This is a genomic window from Streptacidiphilus sp. EB103A (genome assembly GCF_041261405.1).
In the GTDB taxonomy this organism is placed as follows: Bacteria; Actinomycetota; Actinomycetes; order Streptomycetales; family Streptomycetaceae; genus Streptacidiphilus.
On the sequence record NZ_JBGCAQ010000004.1, the window covers coordinates 292,075 to 307,587 of the forward strand.

A 15,513-nucleotide genomic window follows, 5' to 3' on the forward strand; every position below is an offset into this window, starting at 1 on the left:
CCTGGGCTGATCCTCGACCCGCTCCTGGCCGAGTGTGCCTGGCGGTCATGGCGAGGGTCAGAGGGTTGTGACGAGTCCCCCGTCGATGCGGAAATCGCTGCCGGTGATGTTGTCCGCGCGGTCGCTGGCCAGGAACAGGACGAGGTCGGCCACCTCCTGGGGGTGGGTGAACCGCCCGGTGGCGGCATCGGCGGCGGCTTGCTGGGCGACCGCGACCGCGGTGGTGCCGTTGGCGCGGGCGACGGTGGCCGCGACGCCGTCGCCGCCGAGCCAGAGATCGGTCTGGACCGGCCCGGGGCTGATGGTGTTGACGCGGACCCTGGTGCCGTACTCCTTGGACAGGGACTTGCACAGGTTGGTCAGGGCGGCTTTGGCCGCGCTGTAGTCGATCACCGGCGGATCGGGCAGGTACGCGTTGACCGAGCTGACGGTGACGATGGACGCACCGGCTCGGGTCGCCAGGTGCGGCAGCGCGGCGCGCATGGTGCGCACGGCGGCGAAGAAGTTGATCGTCATCGCCCAGTCCCAGTCCTGGTCGGTGACGGCGAGGAAGCCGTCCAGGCGTGGGCGGACCGCGCCGACGTTGTTGACCAGGATGTCGATGGTGTCGAACCGGCCGACCGCCTCGTCGATGAGCAGCGCCGGTCCTTCGGGCGTGGTCAGATCGACCAGGACGGGGTGGACGTCCTTCTGGTCGGCGAGCACGTCGAGCTCCGGGCTGCCGTGCATCGCGCCGGCCACGACGTGCACGCCTTCGGCCGCCAGGGATCGGGTGATCGCCAGGCCTATGCCTTTGCTGGCGCCGGTGACGACGGCGACTCTGCCGGTGAGGTGGAGATCCATGGTTGCCTCACAGGCCTTGCGCGTGCAGCCAGGTGAGCGCGGCGTCCGCGACGTCGCGCCAGCCGTGGTCGATGGTCAGCGAGTGCGCCCGGTCGGCGAACTCGACGAGGTCGGTGACGGCGTCGCTGTGCCGGTACTGCTTGAGGGTCGCCTTGGTGACCGCTTCCGGGACGGTGTGGTCCTTGCCGCCCATGACCAGCAGCAGCGGTCCCCGACCGGAGTTGTCGGTGTCGACCTTCGCCGGGGAGTGCGGGTTGAAGTTGGCCGCGGCGGCCTCGAACAGCGGCTTGCCCGGGGCCGGGATCGCCCACCGGGCGAACAGGGCGTCGGACTCCTCGGCCGGGATGGCGTTGCCGAACGCGAAGCGGAACTGCTCGGCGGTCAGCGCCACGGTGCGGTGCTTGTTGGCCGGGTTCTTGAACACCGGCAGCGTCGCCCGCAGTGCGGACAGCGGCAACGGCAGCACGCCCTTGATCTGGGCGGCGTCGATGGCCACCGCGGCGGCGGCCAGATCCTGGCCGAGCAGCTTCTGGGCGATCATGCCGCCGAAGGAGTGACCGACCAGGATCGGCTTCGCGTCGAGCTCGGCAATGATCTTCGCGTAGTGGGCGACGACATCGTCGATGCCGTGATCGGCCATGCCCTCGGGGTTCTCGCGGGCCTCGGACACGGTCGCGGGATCACCGGGCCAGCCCGGGGCGGAGGCGTCGTAACCGGCCTGCGTGAACACCTCCAGCCAGGGATCCCAGGAGGTGGCGTGCAACCAGAGACCGTGGATGAACACCACGGGCGGCGGCGTAGTCATCAGAGGCTTCCTTTCGGAGCGCGGGTTTGCCTCAACCGTAGGGCGGCACCCTGCCCGCGCACCCCACGCAAACGCGTAGTGCGCACCGGAGCACCGGAGCTACGTCACGGTCCGGTGGTCGGCGTCGGCCACGACGCGGGCGAGCTCGACCCGCGAGCGCAGTTCGAGCTTGCGGAAGATCTGCCGCAGGTGATAGTCGACGGTGTGAGCCGAGATGAACAACTGGGACGCTGCCTCCCGGTTGGTCAGGCCATGGGCGACGTGCTCCGCGACGGCGCGCTCCGAGACCGTCAGCATCGCCCATCGACTCGCCGCCCCGTCCGTGACCGGTTCGGACACCGGCGTCGGCGCGCCGGCATCGGCGTCCAGCCGGACGACCGCGCCGGCGGTGGGGTCGGCCTCGTCCACCGCCGTGCACCACACGCTCCGGACGCCTGAACTCAGCACGATCAGTGATGCCGCGCGCCCCGACGCCTCGGCGAGCAGTGGTTCGGCCCACTCCCAGAGCACCGCACGGTCGCCGGCGTGAACGAGCGAAGCCCCCGCGCTGTTGACGAACATCCTGCGTCCGTCCAGCACGGCGATCGGCCCTTTGGCCCGACGGCGCGCCTGCAGAAACGCGGCGTGCAGGGCCGTGCCGCTCACCCCCGACTCACCGGCCAGTCGCTGCTGCGTCTCATGCACGATGCGACCGATCAGCGCCGGCATCACCGGGCTGTACGCCCGCCTGGCACACGTCATGTTGACCACGCCCAGCACCCGCCCGGTCAGCGGGTCGGTCACCGCGCTCGAAGCGCAGGACACGGCAGTCAGAGCGTCCGCGAAATGCTCCGGGCCCAGGACGATCGAGGGGCCCCGGGTGCTGAGCGCCGCGCCGATGGAGTTCGTCCCGACCACCGCCTCGTCGCAGACGAACCCCGCCGCCGCACCGATCCGGTCCATCGCCGAGGCCGCGCTCGCCGGGGTCCACCGCTCGATGACATGACCACGACTGTCCGCAAGCAGCAGGGCGACCTCGACACCCGCGAGGTCTGCGCTCACCGCCGCCATCCCGGGCGCGGCCGCCCACCGCAGACGCCCGTCGGCGTCGACATCCGGGTCGTACGGCGCATGGATCCTCTGCGGAACCAGGCCGGCCTCGGCCGAACGCCGCCACGACTGCAGGATCGCGTCACTGATGCTGCGCTGACCGCGCGGTCCGTCGGCGAGGCGATCCAGGACGTACTGCAGCGACCTGTCAGCGCCGTCGGCAACCAGGGCCGCGGCATCGCTCACGACGCCGGGCCGTTCCGCGCGACCGGCCACAACGGCCACCGTGTTCCCCTGAGCCTCGCTCCACTGGGCGCACTACCTACCTGATTATGCCCCGAGCCCTGCCGCGAGCAGCGGCCGTTCTCGTGGAGAACGGCCGCCGTACTGCGGGCGCAGTAGGGGAAGTAGCGGCGGGTGGACGACGCCGGAGCGGCGCCGTCAATGGAGACTGGTCGGTACCGGGAAACGGATCCCAGAAGTCCAGAAAGTGAGTCAGAGCATGCCGACGATGAAGTCCGTACAGACCGCCGCAGCCGGTGCCGTCGAGGTCGTGGAGATCGAGCGGCCTGTGCCCGGCCCGGCGGACGCGCTGGTGCGGATCCGCGCGTGCGGCATCTGCGGTACCGATGTGTTCTTCCTGCACCTGGGCGGCATGCCGACGGGGCCGGACGGTGAGACCCGGGCACTGCACCTGGGGCACGAGCCGGCCGGCGAGGTGGTCGAGGTGGGGGCCGAGGTCACCGGGCTGGCGGTGGGCGACCGGGTGGTGGTCAACCCGCAGGGCGCCCCCAGCGGGATCATCGGCTGCGGCGGCGCGCTCGGCGGCATGAGCGAGTACCTGCTGATCGAGAACGCCGTGGTCGGCGAGAGCGTCGCGGTGTTCCCCGACACGGTCCCGTTCGACGTCGCCGCGCTCAACGAGCCGATGGCGGTCGCGCGGCACTGCGTCAACCGCTCCGAGGCGCTCCCCACCGACAAGGTCGTGGTCTTCGGGGCCGGGCCGATCGGGCTCGGAGCCACCATCTGGCTGAAGCTGCGCGGTGTCGCTCAGGTGACCGTCGTCGACGTGATCCCCGACCGCCTGAAGACGGCGCTCGCGGTGGGTGCGGACGCCGTCATCGACTCCTCCCAGGAGGACGTCACCGCCCGCCTGACGGAGCTTCACGGCCAGAGCGCCAACGCGCTGGGCCAGCCGCGCCCCGGCACCGACGTCTACATCGACGCGGCCGGCGCCGCCGCCGTCTTCAACACCGTGCTGGCCTCGGCGAAGTGGAAGGCGAAGCTGGTCATGGTCGCCGTGCAGAAGAAGTCCGACGACATCGACCTCGGCGGGATGCTCAGGAGCGAGCTGACCCTGATCGCCTCGCAGGGCTATCCCACCGAGATCTTCGAGGTCACCGCGGAGATCGTGGAGCACCAGGACCGCTTCGCCCAGCTGATCAGCCACCGCGTGCCCTTCGCGGAGGTCGAGGAGGCCTTCCGGCTCACCATGACGCCGGGGGCGGCCGAGAAGGTGGTCGTGACCTTCGAGGACTGAGCCTGTAGAGGATGGGCCGGGTCAGGGACGGGGCCAGATCCGGCCGTCCAGGCGTTCGATGTCCGTGTTGAACCGCTTCAGGTAGGCGGCGAACTCGGCCACGTCCTCCGCCGACCAGCTCTCCAGGATCCGGTCCAGGCCGCCCACCAGTTCGGTGCGGGCCAGTTCGAGCCGGAGGGCGCCCTCCTCGGTGACCCGGAACTTGCGGGCGATACCCCCGTCCGCGTCGGGAATCCGCTCCAGCAGGCCGCCGCGCAGCATCGCCGCGGTCTGCCGGTTGAGCGTGGAGGCGTCCAGACCGAAGGCCTCACTCAGTTGGCCGATGCTCATCGGGCCCTCCATACGGAGGCGGCTGAGCAGGATGTAGGCGCTGCGGTCCAGATTGGCGCTGGTGGTCTTGGAGCGGTTGCTCATGTGGACGTGCCGTCCCATCAGCATCGTCTCGTACTCGACCAGGTCCGTGGGCTTGTCCATGGGCGCAAGTATGCAGGTCCCCGAGGGTCCGCCGAATCGGTCGGCGGACCCTCGCTGCCGTATGTCGCACTCCTGGACACCTGCGGACGCAGCGCATCGGTCCGTCGCCGTACTGCGTTCACACCAGGCCCAACAGTCGGCAGCCGCACGACGACTACGGGGGTGCGCCCCCGGGAGCCTTGAGAGGTATCCGAGAGAGATGTGGAGACCCTGTCATGGCGTCCTTCCTGTACCTACTGGGCCGGCTGGCCTTCCGCTGGCGCTGGTGCGTCGCACTGTTCTGGGTGGCCGTACTCGGCGCCGTCGGCGCCGGCGCGGCCCTCGCCCCCGCCGCACCCGACAGCAGCTTCTCGATGCCGGGCACCGAGTCCCAGAAGGCGTTCGACCTGCTGGCACAGCGCTACCCGGGAACGACGGCTGACGGTGCGTCGGCCCGGATCGTCTTCGTCGCCCCCTCCGGTCAGAAGGTCACCGCCACCGCCAACAAGGCGGCGATCGAGAAGGCCGTGGCCGAGGTGGCCGGCGGCACGCAGGTCGCCACCGCGGTGAACCCGTTCCAGGCGCAGGCAGTGAGCAAGGACGGCACCACGGCCTACTCGACCGTGTCCTACCAGGCAGTCGCCAAGAACCTCACCGACACGACCAAGAACACCCTGACGGACGCCGCCCAGCAGGCCCGGGATGCCGGGCTCAAGGTCGAGATCGGCGGCACCGCCCTGGAGAAGCAGCCCGCGGCAGGCGGTGCCAGCGAGGGGATCGGCATCCTGGTCGCGGCCGTGGTGCTGCTGATCACCTTCGGCTCCATCGCGGCGGCCGGCCTTCCGCTGCTGACCGCGATCGTGAGCGTGGGCGTCGGCGTCGCCGCGATCACCGCCCTGGGCAGCACCCTCGGACTCGCCAGCACGACCAGCACCCTGGCCATGATGCTGGGCCTGGCCGTCGGCATCGACTACGCCGTCCTGATCATCTCCCGCTACCGCGAGGAGCGCGGCAACGGATACGCCCCGCAGGAGGCGACGGCGCGGGCGGTGGGAACCGCCGGTTCGTCGGTGGTCTTCGCCGGACTGACGGTCGTCATCGGACTGGCCGGGCTGTCGGTGGTCGGTGTGCCGACGCTGACCAAGATGGGCCTGGCCGCCGCCGGGACGGTGATCATCGCTGTACTGGTCGCGCTGACGCTGGTCCCGGCCCTGCTCGGATTCTGGCAGCGCGCGGTCCAGCCGCGCGCCGTTCGCAAGGCCGAGCGCAAGGGCGTGCGTCCGCTGCACAGCGGCAAGAACCCCGCCAAGCTCAACGGGGGCGCCCGCTGGGCGAAGTTCGTGCTGCGCCGTCCGTTGCCGATCCTGCTGCTCGCGGTCGTCGGACTGGGTGTCATCGCCGTGCCGGTGACCCAACTGCACCTGGGCACCGCCGGGGACGAGGCCAAGCCCACCTCCACCACCGAACGCCGCGCCTACGACGACCTGGCCAAGGCCTTCGGGGCCGGGTTCAACGGCCCGCTGACGATCGTCGTCGACGCCAAGGGCGCCGCCGACCCCAAGACCGCCGTGACCGGCATCGCCCAGAAGATCAGCGCCACCAGCGGCGTCGTCTCCGTCTCGGCGGCCCGCTTCAACAAGGCGGGTGACACCGCGGTCTTCTCCGCCGTCCCGGCCACCGCGCCCAACGACACCAGGACCACGACCCTGGTGCACACCCTGCGGGACGAACGCTCCTCGATCACCGCCGGCACCGGCGCGACCTACCAGGTCTCCGGTACCACCGCCATCAACATCGACAGTGCCCAGAAGGTCCAGGGCGCGCTGATTCCCTACCTCGGCATCGTGGTGGGCCTGGCCTTCCTGCTGCTGATGATCGTCTTCCGGTCCGTACTGGTGCCGCTCAAGGCCGCGCTCGGCTTCCTGCTCTCGGTGCTGGCCGCACTGGGCTCGGTGGTCGCGGTCTTCCAGTGGGGCTGGCTGGCCTCGCTGCTGGGGGTCCACCAGACCGGACCGATCATGAGCCTGATGCCGATCTTCATGGTGGGCATCGTCTTCGGACTGGCCATGGACTACGAGGTCTTCCTGGTCTCCCGGATGCGCGAGGCGTACGTCCACGGCGAGCAGCCCAAGGACGCGATGGTCGCCGGACTGCGCACCAGCACCCGGGTGGTGGTCGCCGCCGCACTGATCATGATGGCGGTGTTCTCGGGCTTCATCGGCGCCGACGAAGCCATGATCAAGATGATCGGGTTCGGCCTGGCCATCGCCGTCCTGTTCGACGCCTTCGTGGTCCGGCTGGCCATCGTCCCCGCGGCGTTCGCGCTGCTCGGACAGAAGGCCTGGTGGATCCCGCGCTGGCTGGACCGGGTGCTGCCCAAGGTGGACATCGAGGGCGAAGGACTGGCCCGCCGCACCGCCGCCGCCGTACCGGACCACGCGGGTGCACCCGCGGACGAGGAGCACGCGGACCACGAGAGCTCCGTGGCGAGCCGCTAGTCCACAGCGCCCGTCGCGAGAGGAGAACCACGGTGAACACCCTGGCCGCTGTGGCACTGTCACTCGCCTCGGTCGTCGCCTATGCCGCCGCGGCGGCGGTGCAGCACCGCATCGCCGTCGCGCCGGCCCGCCCCGGAACGTTCTCGCTGCTGGGCCAGGGTGCCTGGTGGACGGCGGTCGCCCTGAACGGTGCCGGGGCGGCCGTCCATGTGGCCGCCCTGATGTACGGTCCGCTGACGCTGGTGGAACCGCTCGGCGCGCTCACCCTGGTCGCCGCCCTTCCGCTGGGCGCCCGCACCGCCGGTCGGCGGGTCGGCCGCAACGAGTGGCGCGGCGCCGTCCTCACCGTCGTCGGCTGCGCCGCGTTGCTGCCGGTCACGGCCGGTGCCTCGGTGCCGGGCGGCGGCCCGGGCGTGGCCGGTGCGACGGTCGTGGCGGCTGCCGCCCTCCTCTTCGTCCCGGTCGCTCTCGCCCTGCGGAGCGGCCGCCCTCGCATGATCGGCCTCGCGGTCGCCTCCGGCGTCACCTCCGGGACCGCCTCGGCGCTGGCCCAGACCCTGGTGCACACGGACCACCTGCTCTCCCCCGGGTCCGTCCTGACCGGAGCGCTCACCCTGGGCCTGGCGGTCGCCGGCCTGATGCTGGCTCAGGCCGCCTACACCGGCGGCCTGGGCGCTCCGCTCGCCGTCCTCACCCTCGCCGACCCGGTCGCCGCGGCGGCCATCGGCCTCACCGTCCTCGGCGAGCGCATGCACGGCGGCCTGCCCGCCGCAGCCCTGGCCGCCGTGGGCGCCGCGCTGGCGTCGTACGGGGTGGTCCTGCTCACCCGCCCCGGCGTCCGGCCCGAGCCCGTCACTCCGGCCGGCGCCCTCGGCCCGGCCGTACTGCGGTCTCAGTAGCCCGACAGCCAGCAGCCGCACGACGACCGAACAGACCCGCTCGGACAGCCTTGAGGGGTATCCGAGACAGATTCCGAAAGCAGGGGCACTGATGACGAACCACCTACGAACCGGGGCGGTCGCCGTGCTGGCCTGCGGTGCGCTGGTCGCCGCGCTCGGGCTGACCCACCACGGCCGGGACAGCGGTTCGGCCCCGGTGGGGCCCTATGTCGCGCTGGGGGACTCCTACACCGCCGGCCCCGACATCCCGGACCAGAACGGCACGCCGCTCGGCTGCGACCGCTCCAGCCAGAACTACCCGGCCCTGGTCGCCGCGGCGCTGAAGCTGCAGCCGGCCCAGATCAGCGACCGGTCCTGCAGCGGCGCCACCACCGCGGACCTCTCCGGTCAGCAGTCCACCGGGAACGGCACCAACCCGGCCCAGTTCACCGCGCTGACGTCCGACACCCGGCTGGTGACCCTGGGCATCGGCGGGAACGACATCGGCTTCAGCTCGCTGATCACCCGCTGCGTCGAGACCGGCGTGCTGTACAACGCGATCAAGCTCGGTGTGAGCATCGGCGACGACGCCCCCTGCCGCGCCCAGTACGTCTCCGGCGGCACCGACCAGGTCCAGCAGAAGATCGACGCGGCCGCGACGCGGGTGTCCGCCGCGCTGGACGAGATCAAGAAGCGCTCCCCCAAGGCCCGGGTGTACGTCGTCGGCTACCCCGCGGTCCTCCCGAGCGACGGCACCGACTGCGCCCGCTCGATGGGACTGGCCGCCGGCGACGTCAGCTATCTGCGGGAGAAGGAACAGGACCTCAACAGCATGCTCCAGCGCGAGGCGAAGGCCGCGGGCGCGGGGTACGTGGACACGTTCACCCCGTCGGTGGGGCATGACGCCTGCGCGGCGGCGGGCACCCGCTGGATCGAGCCCCTGGTCCCCTCTTCTCCTGCGGCCGCGGTGCATCCCAATGCACGGGGGGAGCGGGGTATGGCTGACGCGGTGTTGAGCACTGTTGCGGGATGAGCGGGGGTTTCTGAGGGGTGTTCGGCTGCGGACCGTAGTGGGCTTGTCGCGCAGTTCCCCGCGCCCCTAAGGGGGCTGCGACTAACCCACTGGGGGCAAGTTGCACCCCCCAGGGGCGCGGGGAACTGCGCGACAAACCATGCAGACGGCGCAGCCAGACTCAGTGCTCGCCCGCCGGGCGGGTCACCCACTCGCCGTTGACCCAGCCGCTGACCGTCTCGTAGCCGGGGCGGAACGAGCCCAGCCAGGAGACCCGCAGGTTCTGCTCCGCGGTGGAGACCTTCGGGGTGTAGCTGCTCGCCTCGGTGACCGGGCCGCCGGTGGTGTCGACGGCGATGTTCGGGTACGCGTAGATCGGCAGGCTGGCCGTGGTCCTGCCGGTGGAGTCCACCGTCGAGGCCAGCAGGCTGGACGGGGCCTTGCCCGCAGTGACCCAGGAGGTGACGGCCGTCAACGCGTCGAAGCTGGACGGACCTTGGCCGCCGCCGCAGTGGGCGACGCCCGGCAGCAGGAACAGGCGGGCGAAGTCGGTGGTGGACGCGCTGCCGCCCATGTACTTCTGCACGGCCTGGTAGTAGGAGATGGTGCCGACCGGGTTGATCGCCGGGTCGGCGTAGCCGGCCCACAGGATCAGCTTGCCGCCGGCGGCCTTGAAGGCCGTCAGATCGGGGTCGGTGGCGTCGAGTTCACCGTCGTTGGCCTTGGTGATCTTCGCGAACTCGGCCGCGGTGAACTTGACGTCCAGGTAGGACGCGGTGCCGTTGAAGGTGCCGGACGCGGAGACCAGGCTCTGCCAGGCGCCGGTGCCGATGCCGGCGTCAATGGTGGTCGCCTCGACCGTCCCGTTCCTGGGGACGATCCAGCCGGCCCAGTTGAGCTCGGAGCCGCGGGTCTCGTAACCCGGGTACAGCAGCTTGCCGTTGGAGTCCTTCACGCCGTCGTAGAGCTTGTTCACGGTGGTGACCTGAGCCGCCGTCAGGCAGTAGTCGGCGGTGGTGGAGGTCTGGGCGGCCTTGCACGCGATGCTGCTCGGCTGCCAGCTGCAGGCCAGCGGATCGGCCAGGTAGCCGGTCGCGGTGCCGCCGCAAGCCGCGAGCACGGCGTTGTGGATCGGGGTGAGGTCGGCCGCGGTCAGGACGGAGTTCACGCCGTCGGCGGCGGTGTTCGCCTGGGCGTTCCAGGCCTCCTCGAAGGCGTTGAGCTCGGTCTGGATCGAGGCCGGCGACCCGGCGATGATGCCGTTGAAGTCGGTGGGGTAGCGCTGGGCCTCGATCAGGGCCTCGCGGCCGCCGTCCGAGCAGCCGTCGAAGTAGGACTTCGCCGGGGCGCTGCCGTAGAAGCCCTTGATGACGGCCTTGGCGACCAGCGAGAGCTGGTGCTCGGACGAGTAGCCGAACACGGCCTTGAGTTCCGGGTCCTGGAAGGCGGGCGCGGTGAAGCCGCCGCCCTCGTGGCCCTCGTCGTCCGCGGCGACGGCGAAGTTGCCGGCGGTCGACTGGGCGCAGCCGGTGGCGGCGGCGGGGGTGCCGACGTTCACGTTGCCGCAGTAGCCGCCGCAGCCCTCCTGGAGGTACTCGCTCGCGTAGGTGCTGGTGGGCAGGTAGAGGGTGAAGTGGGTCTCCGGGGCGATGATGCCCTGGACCTCACAGGCGGCCCAGCTGCCCGCCGGGTTCGACGCGGCGGCGACCGAAGTCGCCGAGGTGATCGAGGTGTTGGCGCCGGCGAGCGCCAGCAGGTTGATGCTGCTGGTGACGCTCGCACAGCTGAGCGCGGGCTGGACGACGGCTGCGCTGCTCGCACTGGCTGCCGTCGCGGTGGTGGCCGTGGCTGCCTGCGCGCTGCTCTGTCCGCCGGAGGCCGACAGGCTCAGGCCGATGGCGAGGGCGAAGGTGAGGACGGACGTGGGGATCGTCCACCGGCTCCTGTGCCGAAGGAAACGAGGGGACATGGTGCGACTCCTGAATTGGCAGGTGGGTTGGAGTAGCTGAAAGGCATGGGTGAGCCGGGTCGCGCCTACTACGACCCGGCCACCCGCCCTCGTGTGCGGTGTCAGACTGCGGCGGATTCCGCCTCGATCATCGCGATCTCCGCCTCCTGCTCCTTCTTGCCGCCCAGCAGCGCGACCGTCACCACGCAGCAGACCAGCGCGGCGATCCCGCAGATCAGGAATCCGAGCGAGTAGCCGCTGTCCAGGGCCTTGACCGCGAGCGGGGCGGCCTTGCTGAACGGCACGTCGGCCGGGACGGAGTTGGTCGCGATCGCGCCCGCACCCTCGGCTGCGGCCTTGACCGCCGAGAGCGAGGAGTCACCCGCCAGTGCGGCGTTGAAGTTGGTCGCCGCCTTGCTCAGGGCGACCGCGCCGATCAGGGCCGGGCCCATGGCGAAGCCGAAGTCGCGCACCATGCTGGTGGTGGCGGCGGCCATGCCGGCCAGCTTGCTCGGCACCGTGTTGACCACAGTCGCGGTGACCGAGGAGACCGCGAAGGAGAAGCCGACGCCGACCAGTCCCATCGGCAGGATGATCGAGGGTAGCGAGGTCTGCGTGATCGGCAGCTGGGAGGCCAGGAACTGCCCGACGGCCATGAGCAGGAAGCCGCCGCCGAGAACCCAGCGCGGCTGGTAACGGGCCATCATGAAGGAGGTCAGCGGCAGCAGGAAGATGGTGAGACCGCTGAGCAGGATGAAGGCGAAGGCGGTGCGCATCGCGCTCTGGTGCTGGATGACCTCCATCCGGATGCTGATGGAGTAGGCGGTGCCGAGGAAGGAGAACATCCCGATCACGGTCACCGCGGCGGCCAGCGAGAAGGCGCGGTTGCGGAACAGGTCCATGCGCAGCAGCGGGTTCTCGACCCGCGTCTCGATCACCACGAAGGCGATCAGCAGCACGGCGGCGGCGATGAAGCAGCCGATGACCGTCGCGCTGCCCCAGCCGGCGGTCGGTCCCTCGATCACGGCGTAGAGCAGGGCGAACAGTCCCAGCCCGACCGCGGTCTGGCCGGGGACGTCCAGCGAGCGGCCCTCCGGGGAGCGCGAGTCGGTGGTGAAGAACCAGCAGAACACGGCCACGGCCGCGGAGAGGGCCGAGATGATCCAGAACGCCATCCGCCAGCTGCCGTAGGTGGCGGTCAGACCGCCGAGCATCGGGGCGATGAAGTTGCCCGTGGACAGCAGCGCCGCCCACAGCGCGATCATGCGGGCCCGGCCGGCGTGGGTGTGGCTGCCCGAGGCGATGATGGCCAGGGTCGTGGGGAACAGCGCCGCCGAGCCGAGGCCGGCGATGAACTGGCCGACGTACATCTGCGCGACACCGGTGGAGGAGCCGGAGATGATCTCGCCTATCAGCAGCAGCACGGCACCGCCGACCAGCAGCTTCTTACGGCCGAACAGGTCGCCGAGGACACCGAAGGTGAGCTCCAGGGCGGCGATCGGGAGCAGCGTGCAGTCGGAGATCCAGTCGAGCTGGGAGGCACCGGTGGGGTGCAGGACGGTCTGGAAGGTCCCGTTGAGAGTGGCCGGTACGGCCAGACCGATCTGGGCCAGACAGACCGCCAGCCCGACGGCGACGATGGTGGCCGTGTTGAGCGTTGTGTGCGAGACCGAACGGCGCGTTTCGGTGCTCGAGGCCCCCGGCGCGGACAGCGGGATGGACAAGGTGACCCCTTGGTTCGTGGAGAACTTCATTGTTTTCTCAGGTGGGGTAATGCGGTAACGGCGATGCGTTTCGGCGACTGTAGACCGAGGTCGATAGTGGCGCAATAGTTGAGACGAAAATTGTTGACAATGTTGTAGCCATCTCCTAGCGTAACCGTCAGTCGCACAGGAGTTGGCAGGGAAGGCAACATGAACACAACGAGCTCCACCACCGGCGCCCAGGCCACAGGGCCGCTACTGGTGATCAGCGCACACGCCGGTGACTTCGTCTGGCGGGCCGGCGGGGCCATAGCGCTCACCGCCGCTGCCGGACAGCGTGCCAAGGTGGTCTGCCTGAGCTACGGCGAACGCGGGGAGTCCGCCCGCGCCTGGCGCGAGGGCAAGAACCTGGAGGAGATCAAGGCGGTGCGCCGGGCCGAGGCCGAGCAGGCCGCGGCGGCGCTGGGCGCCGAGATCGAGTTCCTCGACGCCGGCGACTACCCCCTGCTGGAGACCCAGGAGCTGACGGACCGGCTGGTGCACGTCTACCGCGAGTTCGAGCCCGCCGTGGTGCTGACGCACACCCTGGCCGACCCCTACAACGGCGACCACCCCGCCGCGGCCCGGATGGCGATCCAGGCCAGGATCCTGGCCCAGGCGATCGGCTACGAAGCCCCCGGGGAGCCGCTCGGCGCGCCGCCGGTCTTCCACTTCGAGCCGCACCAGCCGGAGCAGTGCGACTTCAGGCCCGACACCCTGCTGGACATCACCTCCGTGTTCGACCGCAAGCGCAAGGCCATGGAGTGCCTGCCCGCCCAGCAGCACATGTGGGACTACTACACCGACCTGGCCAAGCGCCGCGGCGTCCAGCTCAAGCGCAACGCGGGCCCCAACCTCGGCCTGCCGCACACCTGCATGGCCGAGGCCTTCGTCCGGCTCTACCCGCAGACCACCGGAGTACTCGCATGAGCGCACCCAGGAACGTCGTGATCACCGACCCGCCGCGGGCCGAGGCCGAGCACGTGGAGGCGCTGGCCCGGTACGGCGTGGCCACCGTGCACGAGGCGATGGGCCGCACCGGCTACCTCGGTCCCGGGCTGCGCCCGGTGCACCTGGGCTCCCGCATCGCCGGGACGGCGGTGACGGTGCTGTCCTGGCCCGGGGACAACCTCATGATCCATGTCGCGGTCGAGCAGTGCCGGCCGGGCGACATCCTGGTGGTGACCACCACCTCGCCGTCCACCGACGGCATGTTCGGGGACCTGTTCGCCACCGCCCTGCAGCACCGGGGCGTGCGCGGCCTGGTCATCAACGCCGGCGTCCGCGACGTCGCCGACCTGCACGCCATGGGCTTCCCGGTCTGGTCCGCGGCGGTCAGTGCACAGGGCACGGTCAAGGCCACCCCCGGCTCGGTCAATGTGCCGGTCACCATCGGCGGGCAGACGGTCAGGCCCGGCGACGTGGTGGTCGCCGACGACGACGGCGTGCTGGTCGTCCCGCGCCTGGACGCGGCCGGAGCCGTGGTCGCGGCCAAGGCCCGCACCGACAAGGAGGACGCCACCCGCGCCGCCTTCCGCGAGGGCCAACTCGGCCTGGACCGCTACGGGTTGCGGGACCAGGTCAAAGCCCTGGGCATCGAGTACCTCAGCGCCGACGAGTACGCCCGCCGCGGCGACTCCTGACCAGGAAGGCGGCGTCATGCCTCCCACCTCGAACGGCCTGCCCTGCATGCTGATGCGTGGCGGCACCTCCAAGGGCGCCTACTTCCTGGCCGAGGACCTGCCGGCCGACCCGCAGGAGCGCGACCAGCTGCTGCTCCGGGTCATGGGCACCCCCGACCCCCGGCAGATCGACGGCATCGGCGGCGCCCACCCGCTCACCAGCAAGGTCGCCGTCATCTCCCGCTCCCCCGATCCGGACGCCGACGTCGACTACCTCTTCCTGCAGGTCGGTGTGGAGGCGGCGACCGTCTCCGACCGGCAGAACTGCGGCAACATCCTGGCCGGCGTCGGCCCCTTCGCGGTCGAACGCGGCCTGGTCGCCGCGGCCGACGGGCAGACCCGGGTACGGATCCGGATGGTCAACTCCGGCGCCCTGGCCACCGCCTCCTTCCCCACCCCCGGCGGGGTCGTCGACTATGACGGCACCACGGCCATCAGCGGAGTCCCCGGCACCGCAGCCGCCGTACTGCTGGACTTCGCCGACACCGAGGGCTCGGCCGGCCACGGCCTGCTGCCCACCGGCAGGCTCCGCGACCTCATCGACGGCGTCGAGGTCACCTGCATCGACAACGGCATGCCGGTGGTCGTCGCGGCCGCCGCCGACCTGGGCGTCACCGGCTACGAGACCCCCGCCGAACTCGCCGCCGACACCGCACTCGTCGCCCGGATCCAGTCACTGCGGCTCAAGGCCGGCCAGCTGATGGGCCTGGGCGACGTCACCGACGCCCCCGTCCCGAAGACCACCCTGGTCGCGCCGCCACGGGACGGGGGCGCCGTCAGCACCCGCACCTTCATACCGCTGCGCCCGCACGCCTCGATCGGCGTGCTCGGCGCCGTCACGGTGGCCACCGCGGTGCTGCTGGAGGGAGCGGTCGGACACGATCTGGCCCTGCTGCCCGCCCCCGGCACCGCCCTCGGCATCGAGCACCCCACCGGCCGGCTGGACGTCGTGGTCGAGGTCGATCTCGACACCGGCATCGCCCCGCCCCGGGTGCGCCGCTCCAGCCTGGTGCGCACCGCGCGCAAACTGTTCGACGGCACCGTCTTCCCCCGCCCCAGCTCCTAGCGACAGCCCAGTAAGAA

Annotated in this window: 13 protein-coding genes; 7 read left to right on the top strand and 6 right to left on the bottom strand. The window is 70.9% G+C overall.

Annotated elements, in window-relative coordinates; translation table 11 throughout:
* Positions 1-57: 57 nt before the first annotated feature.
* The 3 genes from ABH941_RS08595 to ABH941_RS08605 form a co-directional block, all read right to left on the bottom strand.
* Positions 58-843, bottom strand: coding sequence for an SDR family NAD(P)-dependent oxidoreductase (locus tag ABH941_RS08595; protein WP_370128023.1), 786 nt, complete (start codon positions 841-843; stop codon positions 58-60).
* 7 nt (positions 844-850) lie between these two features.
* Positions 851-1,648 (bottom strand): alpha/beta hydrolase, encoded by a 798-nt coding sequence (locus ABH941_RS08600; RefSeq protein WP_370128024.1) that lies wholly within the window; start codon positions 1,646-1,648, stop codon positions 851-853.
* 99 nt (positions 1,649-1,747) lie between these two features.
* Complete coding sequence (locus ABH941_RS08605; protein WP_370128025.1) at positions 1,748-2,953, bottom strand: LuxR C-terminal-related transcriptional regulator; 1,206 nt, start codon at positions 2,951-2,953, stop codon at positions 1,748-1,750.
* 226 nt (positions 2,954-3,179) lie between these two features.
* On the opposite strand from ABH941_RS08605, the gene ABH941_RS08610 reads away from it, so the two are divergent.
* Positions 3,180-4,217 carry a zinc-binding dehydrogenase gene (locus tag ABH941_RS08610; RefSeq protein WP_370128026.1) on the top strand — a complete coding sequence of 346 codons (1,038 nt, stop codon included), beginning with the start codon at positions 3,180-3,182 and terminating at the stop codon, positions 4,215-4,217.
* 21 nt (positions 4,218-4,238) lie between these two features.
* Here ABH941_RS08610 and ABH941_RS08615 read toward each other — a convergent pair whose 3' ends face one another.
* On the bottom strand, positions 4,239-4,691 hold the full coding sequence (locus ABH941_RS08615; protein WP_370128027.1) for a MarR family winged helix-turn-helix transcriptional regulator: 453 nt from the start codon (positions 4,689-4,691) through the stop codon (positions 4,239-4,241).
* A 215-nt stretch (positions 4,692-4,906) separates the two neighbouring features.
* Between ABH941_RS08615 and ABH941_RS08620 the strand changes: the two genes are divergently transcribed.
* From ABH941_RS08620 to ABH941_RS08630, 3 genes are all read left to right on the top strand, one after another.
* On the top strand, positions 4,907-7,168 hold the full coding sequence (locus tag ABH941_RS08620; RefSeq protein ID WP_370128028.1) for an MMPL family transporter: 2,262 nt from the start codon (positions 4,907-4,909) through the stop codon (positions 7,166-7,168).
* Positions 7,169-7,200: 32 nt separating this feature from the next.
* Positions 7,201-8,067, top strand: coding sequence for a DMT family transporter (locus ABH941_RS08625; protein WP_370128029.1), 867 nt, complete (start codon positions 7,201-7,203; stop codon positions 8,065-8,067).
* A 91-nt stretch (positions 8,068-8,158) separates the two neighbouring features.
* Complete coding sequence (locus tag ABH941_RS08630) at positions 8,159-9,079, top strand: SGNH/GDSL hydrolase family protein (RefSeq protein ID WP_370128030.1); 921 nt, start codon at positions 8,159-8,161, stop codon at positions 9,077-9,079.
* Positions 9,080-9,239: 160 nt separating this feature from the next.
* Here ABH941_RS08630 and ABH941_RS08635 read toward each other — a convergent pair whose 3' ends face one another.
* Both ABH941_RS08635 and ABH941_RS08640 read right to left on the bottom strand, forming a co-directional pair.
* Entirely contained in the window at positions 9,240-11,027 is a 1,788-nt protein-coding gene (locus tag ABH941_RS08635) for a tannase/feruloyl esterase family alpha/beta hydrolase (protein WP_370128031.1), read from the bottom strand.
* A gap of 101 nt (positions 11,028-11,128) precedes the next feature.
* On the bottom strand, positions 11,129-12,730 hold the full coding sequence (locus tag ABH941_RS08640; RefSeq protein ID WP_370128032.1) for an MFS transporter: 1,602 nt from the start codon (positions 12,728-12,730) through the stop codon (positions 11,129-11,131).
* 189 nt (positions 12,731-12,919) lie between these two features.
* Between ABH941_RS08640 and ABH941_RS08645 the strand changes: the two genes are divergently transcribed.
* The 3 genes from ABH941_RS08645 to ABH941_RS08655 are packed head-to-tail and all read left to right on the top strand — an operon-like array spanning position 12,920 to position 15,496.
* Positions 12,920-13,678 (top strand): PIG-L deacetylase family protein, encoded by a 759-nt coding sequence (locus tag ABH941_RS08645; RefSeq protein WP_370128033.1) that lies wholly within the window; start codon positions 12,920-12,922, stop codon positions 13,676-13,678.
* Positions 13,675-14,391 (top strand): 4-carboxy-4-hydroxy-2-oxoadipate aldolase/oxaloacetate decarboxylase, encoded by a 717-nt coding sequence (locus ABH941_RS08650; protein ID WP_370128034.1) that lies wholly within the window; start codon positions 13,675-13,677, stop codon positions 14,389-14,391. The genes ABH941_RS08645 and ABH941_RS08650 overlap by 4 nt, the downstream gene beginning before the upstream one ends.
* Positions 14,392-14,407: 16 nt before the next feature.
* The gene (locus ABH941_RS08655; RefSeq protein WP_370128035.1) at positions 14,408-15,496 is read left to right on the top strand and encodes a 4-oxalomesaconate tautomerase; all 1,089 of its coding nucleotides are present in this window, start codon (positions 14,408-14,410) and stop codon (positions 15,494-15,496) included.
* Positions 15,497-15,513: the final 17 nt, after the last annotated feature.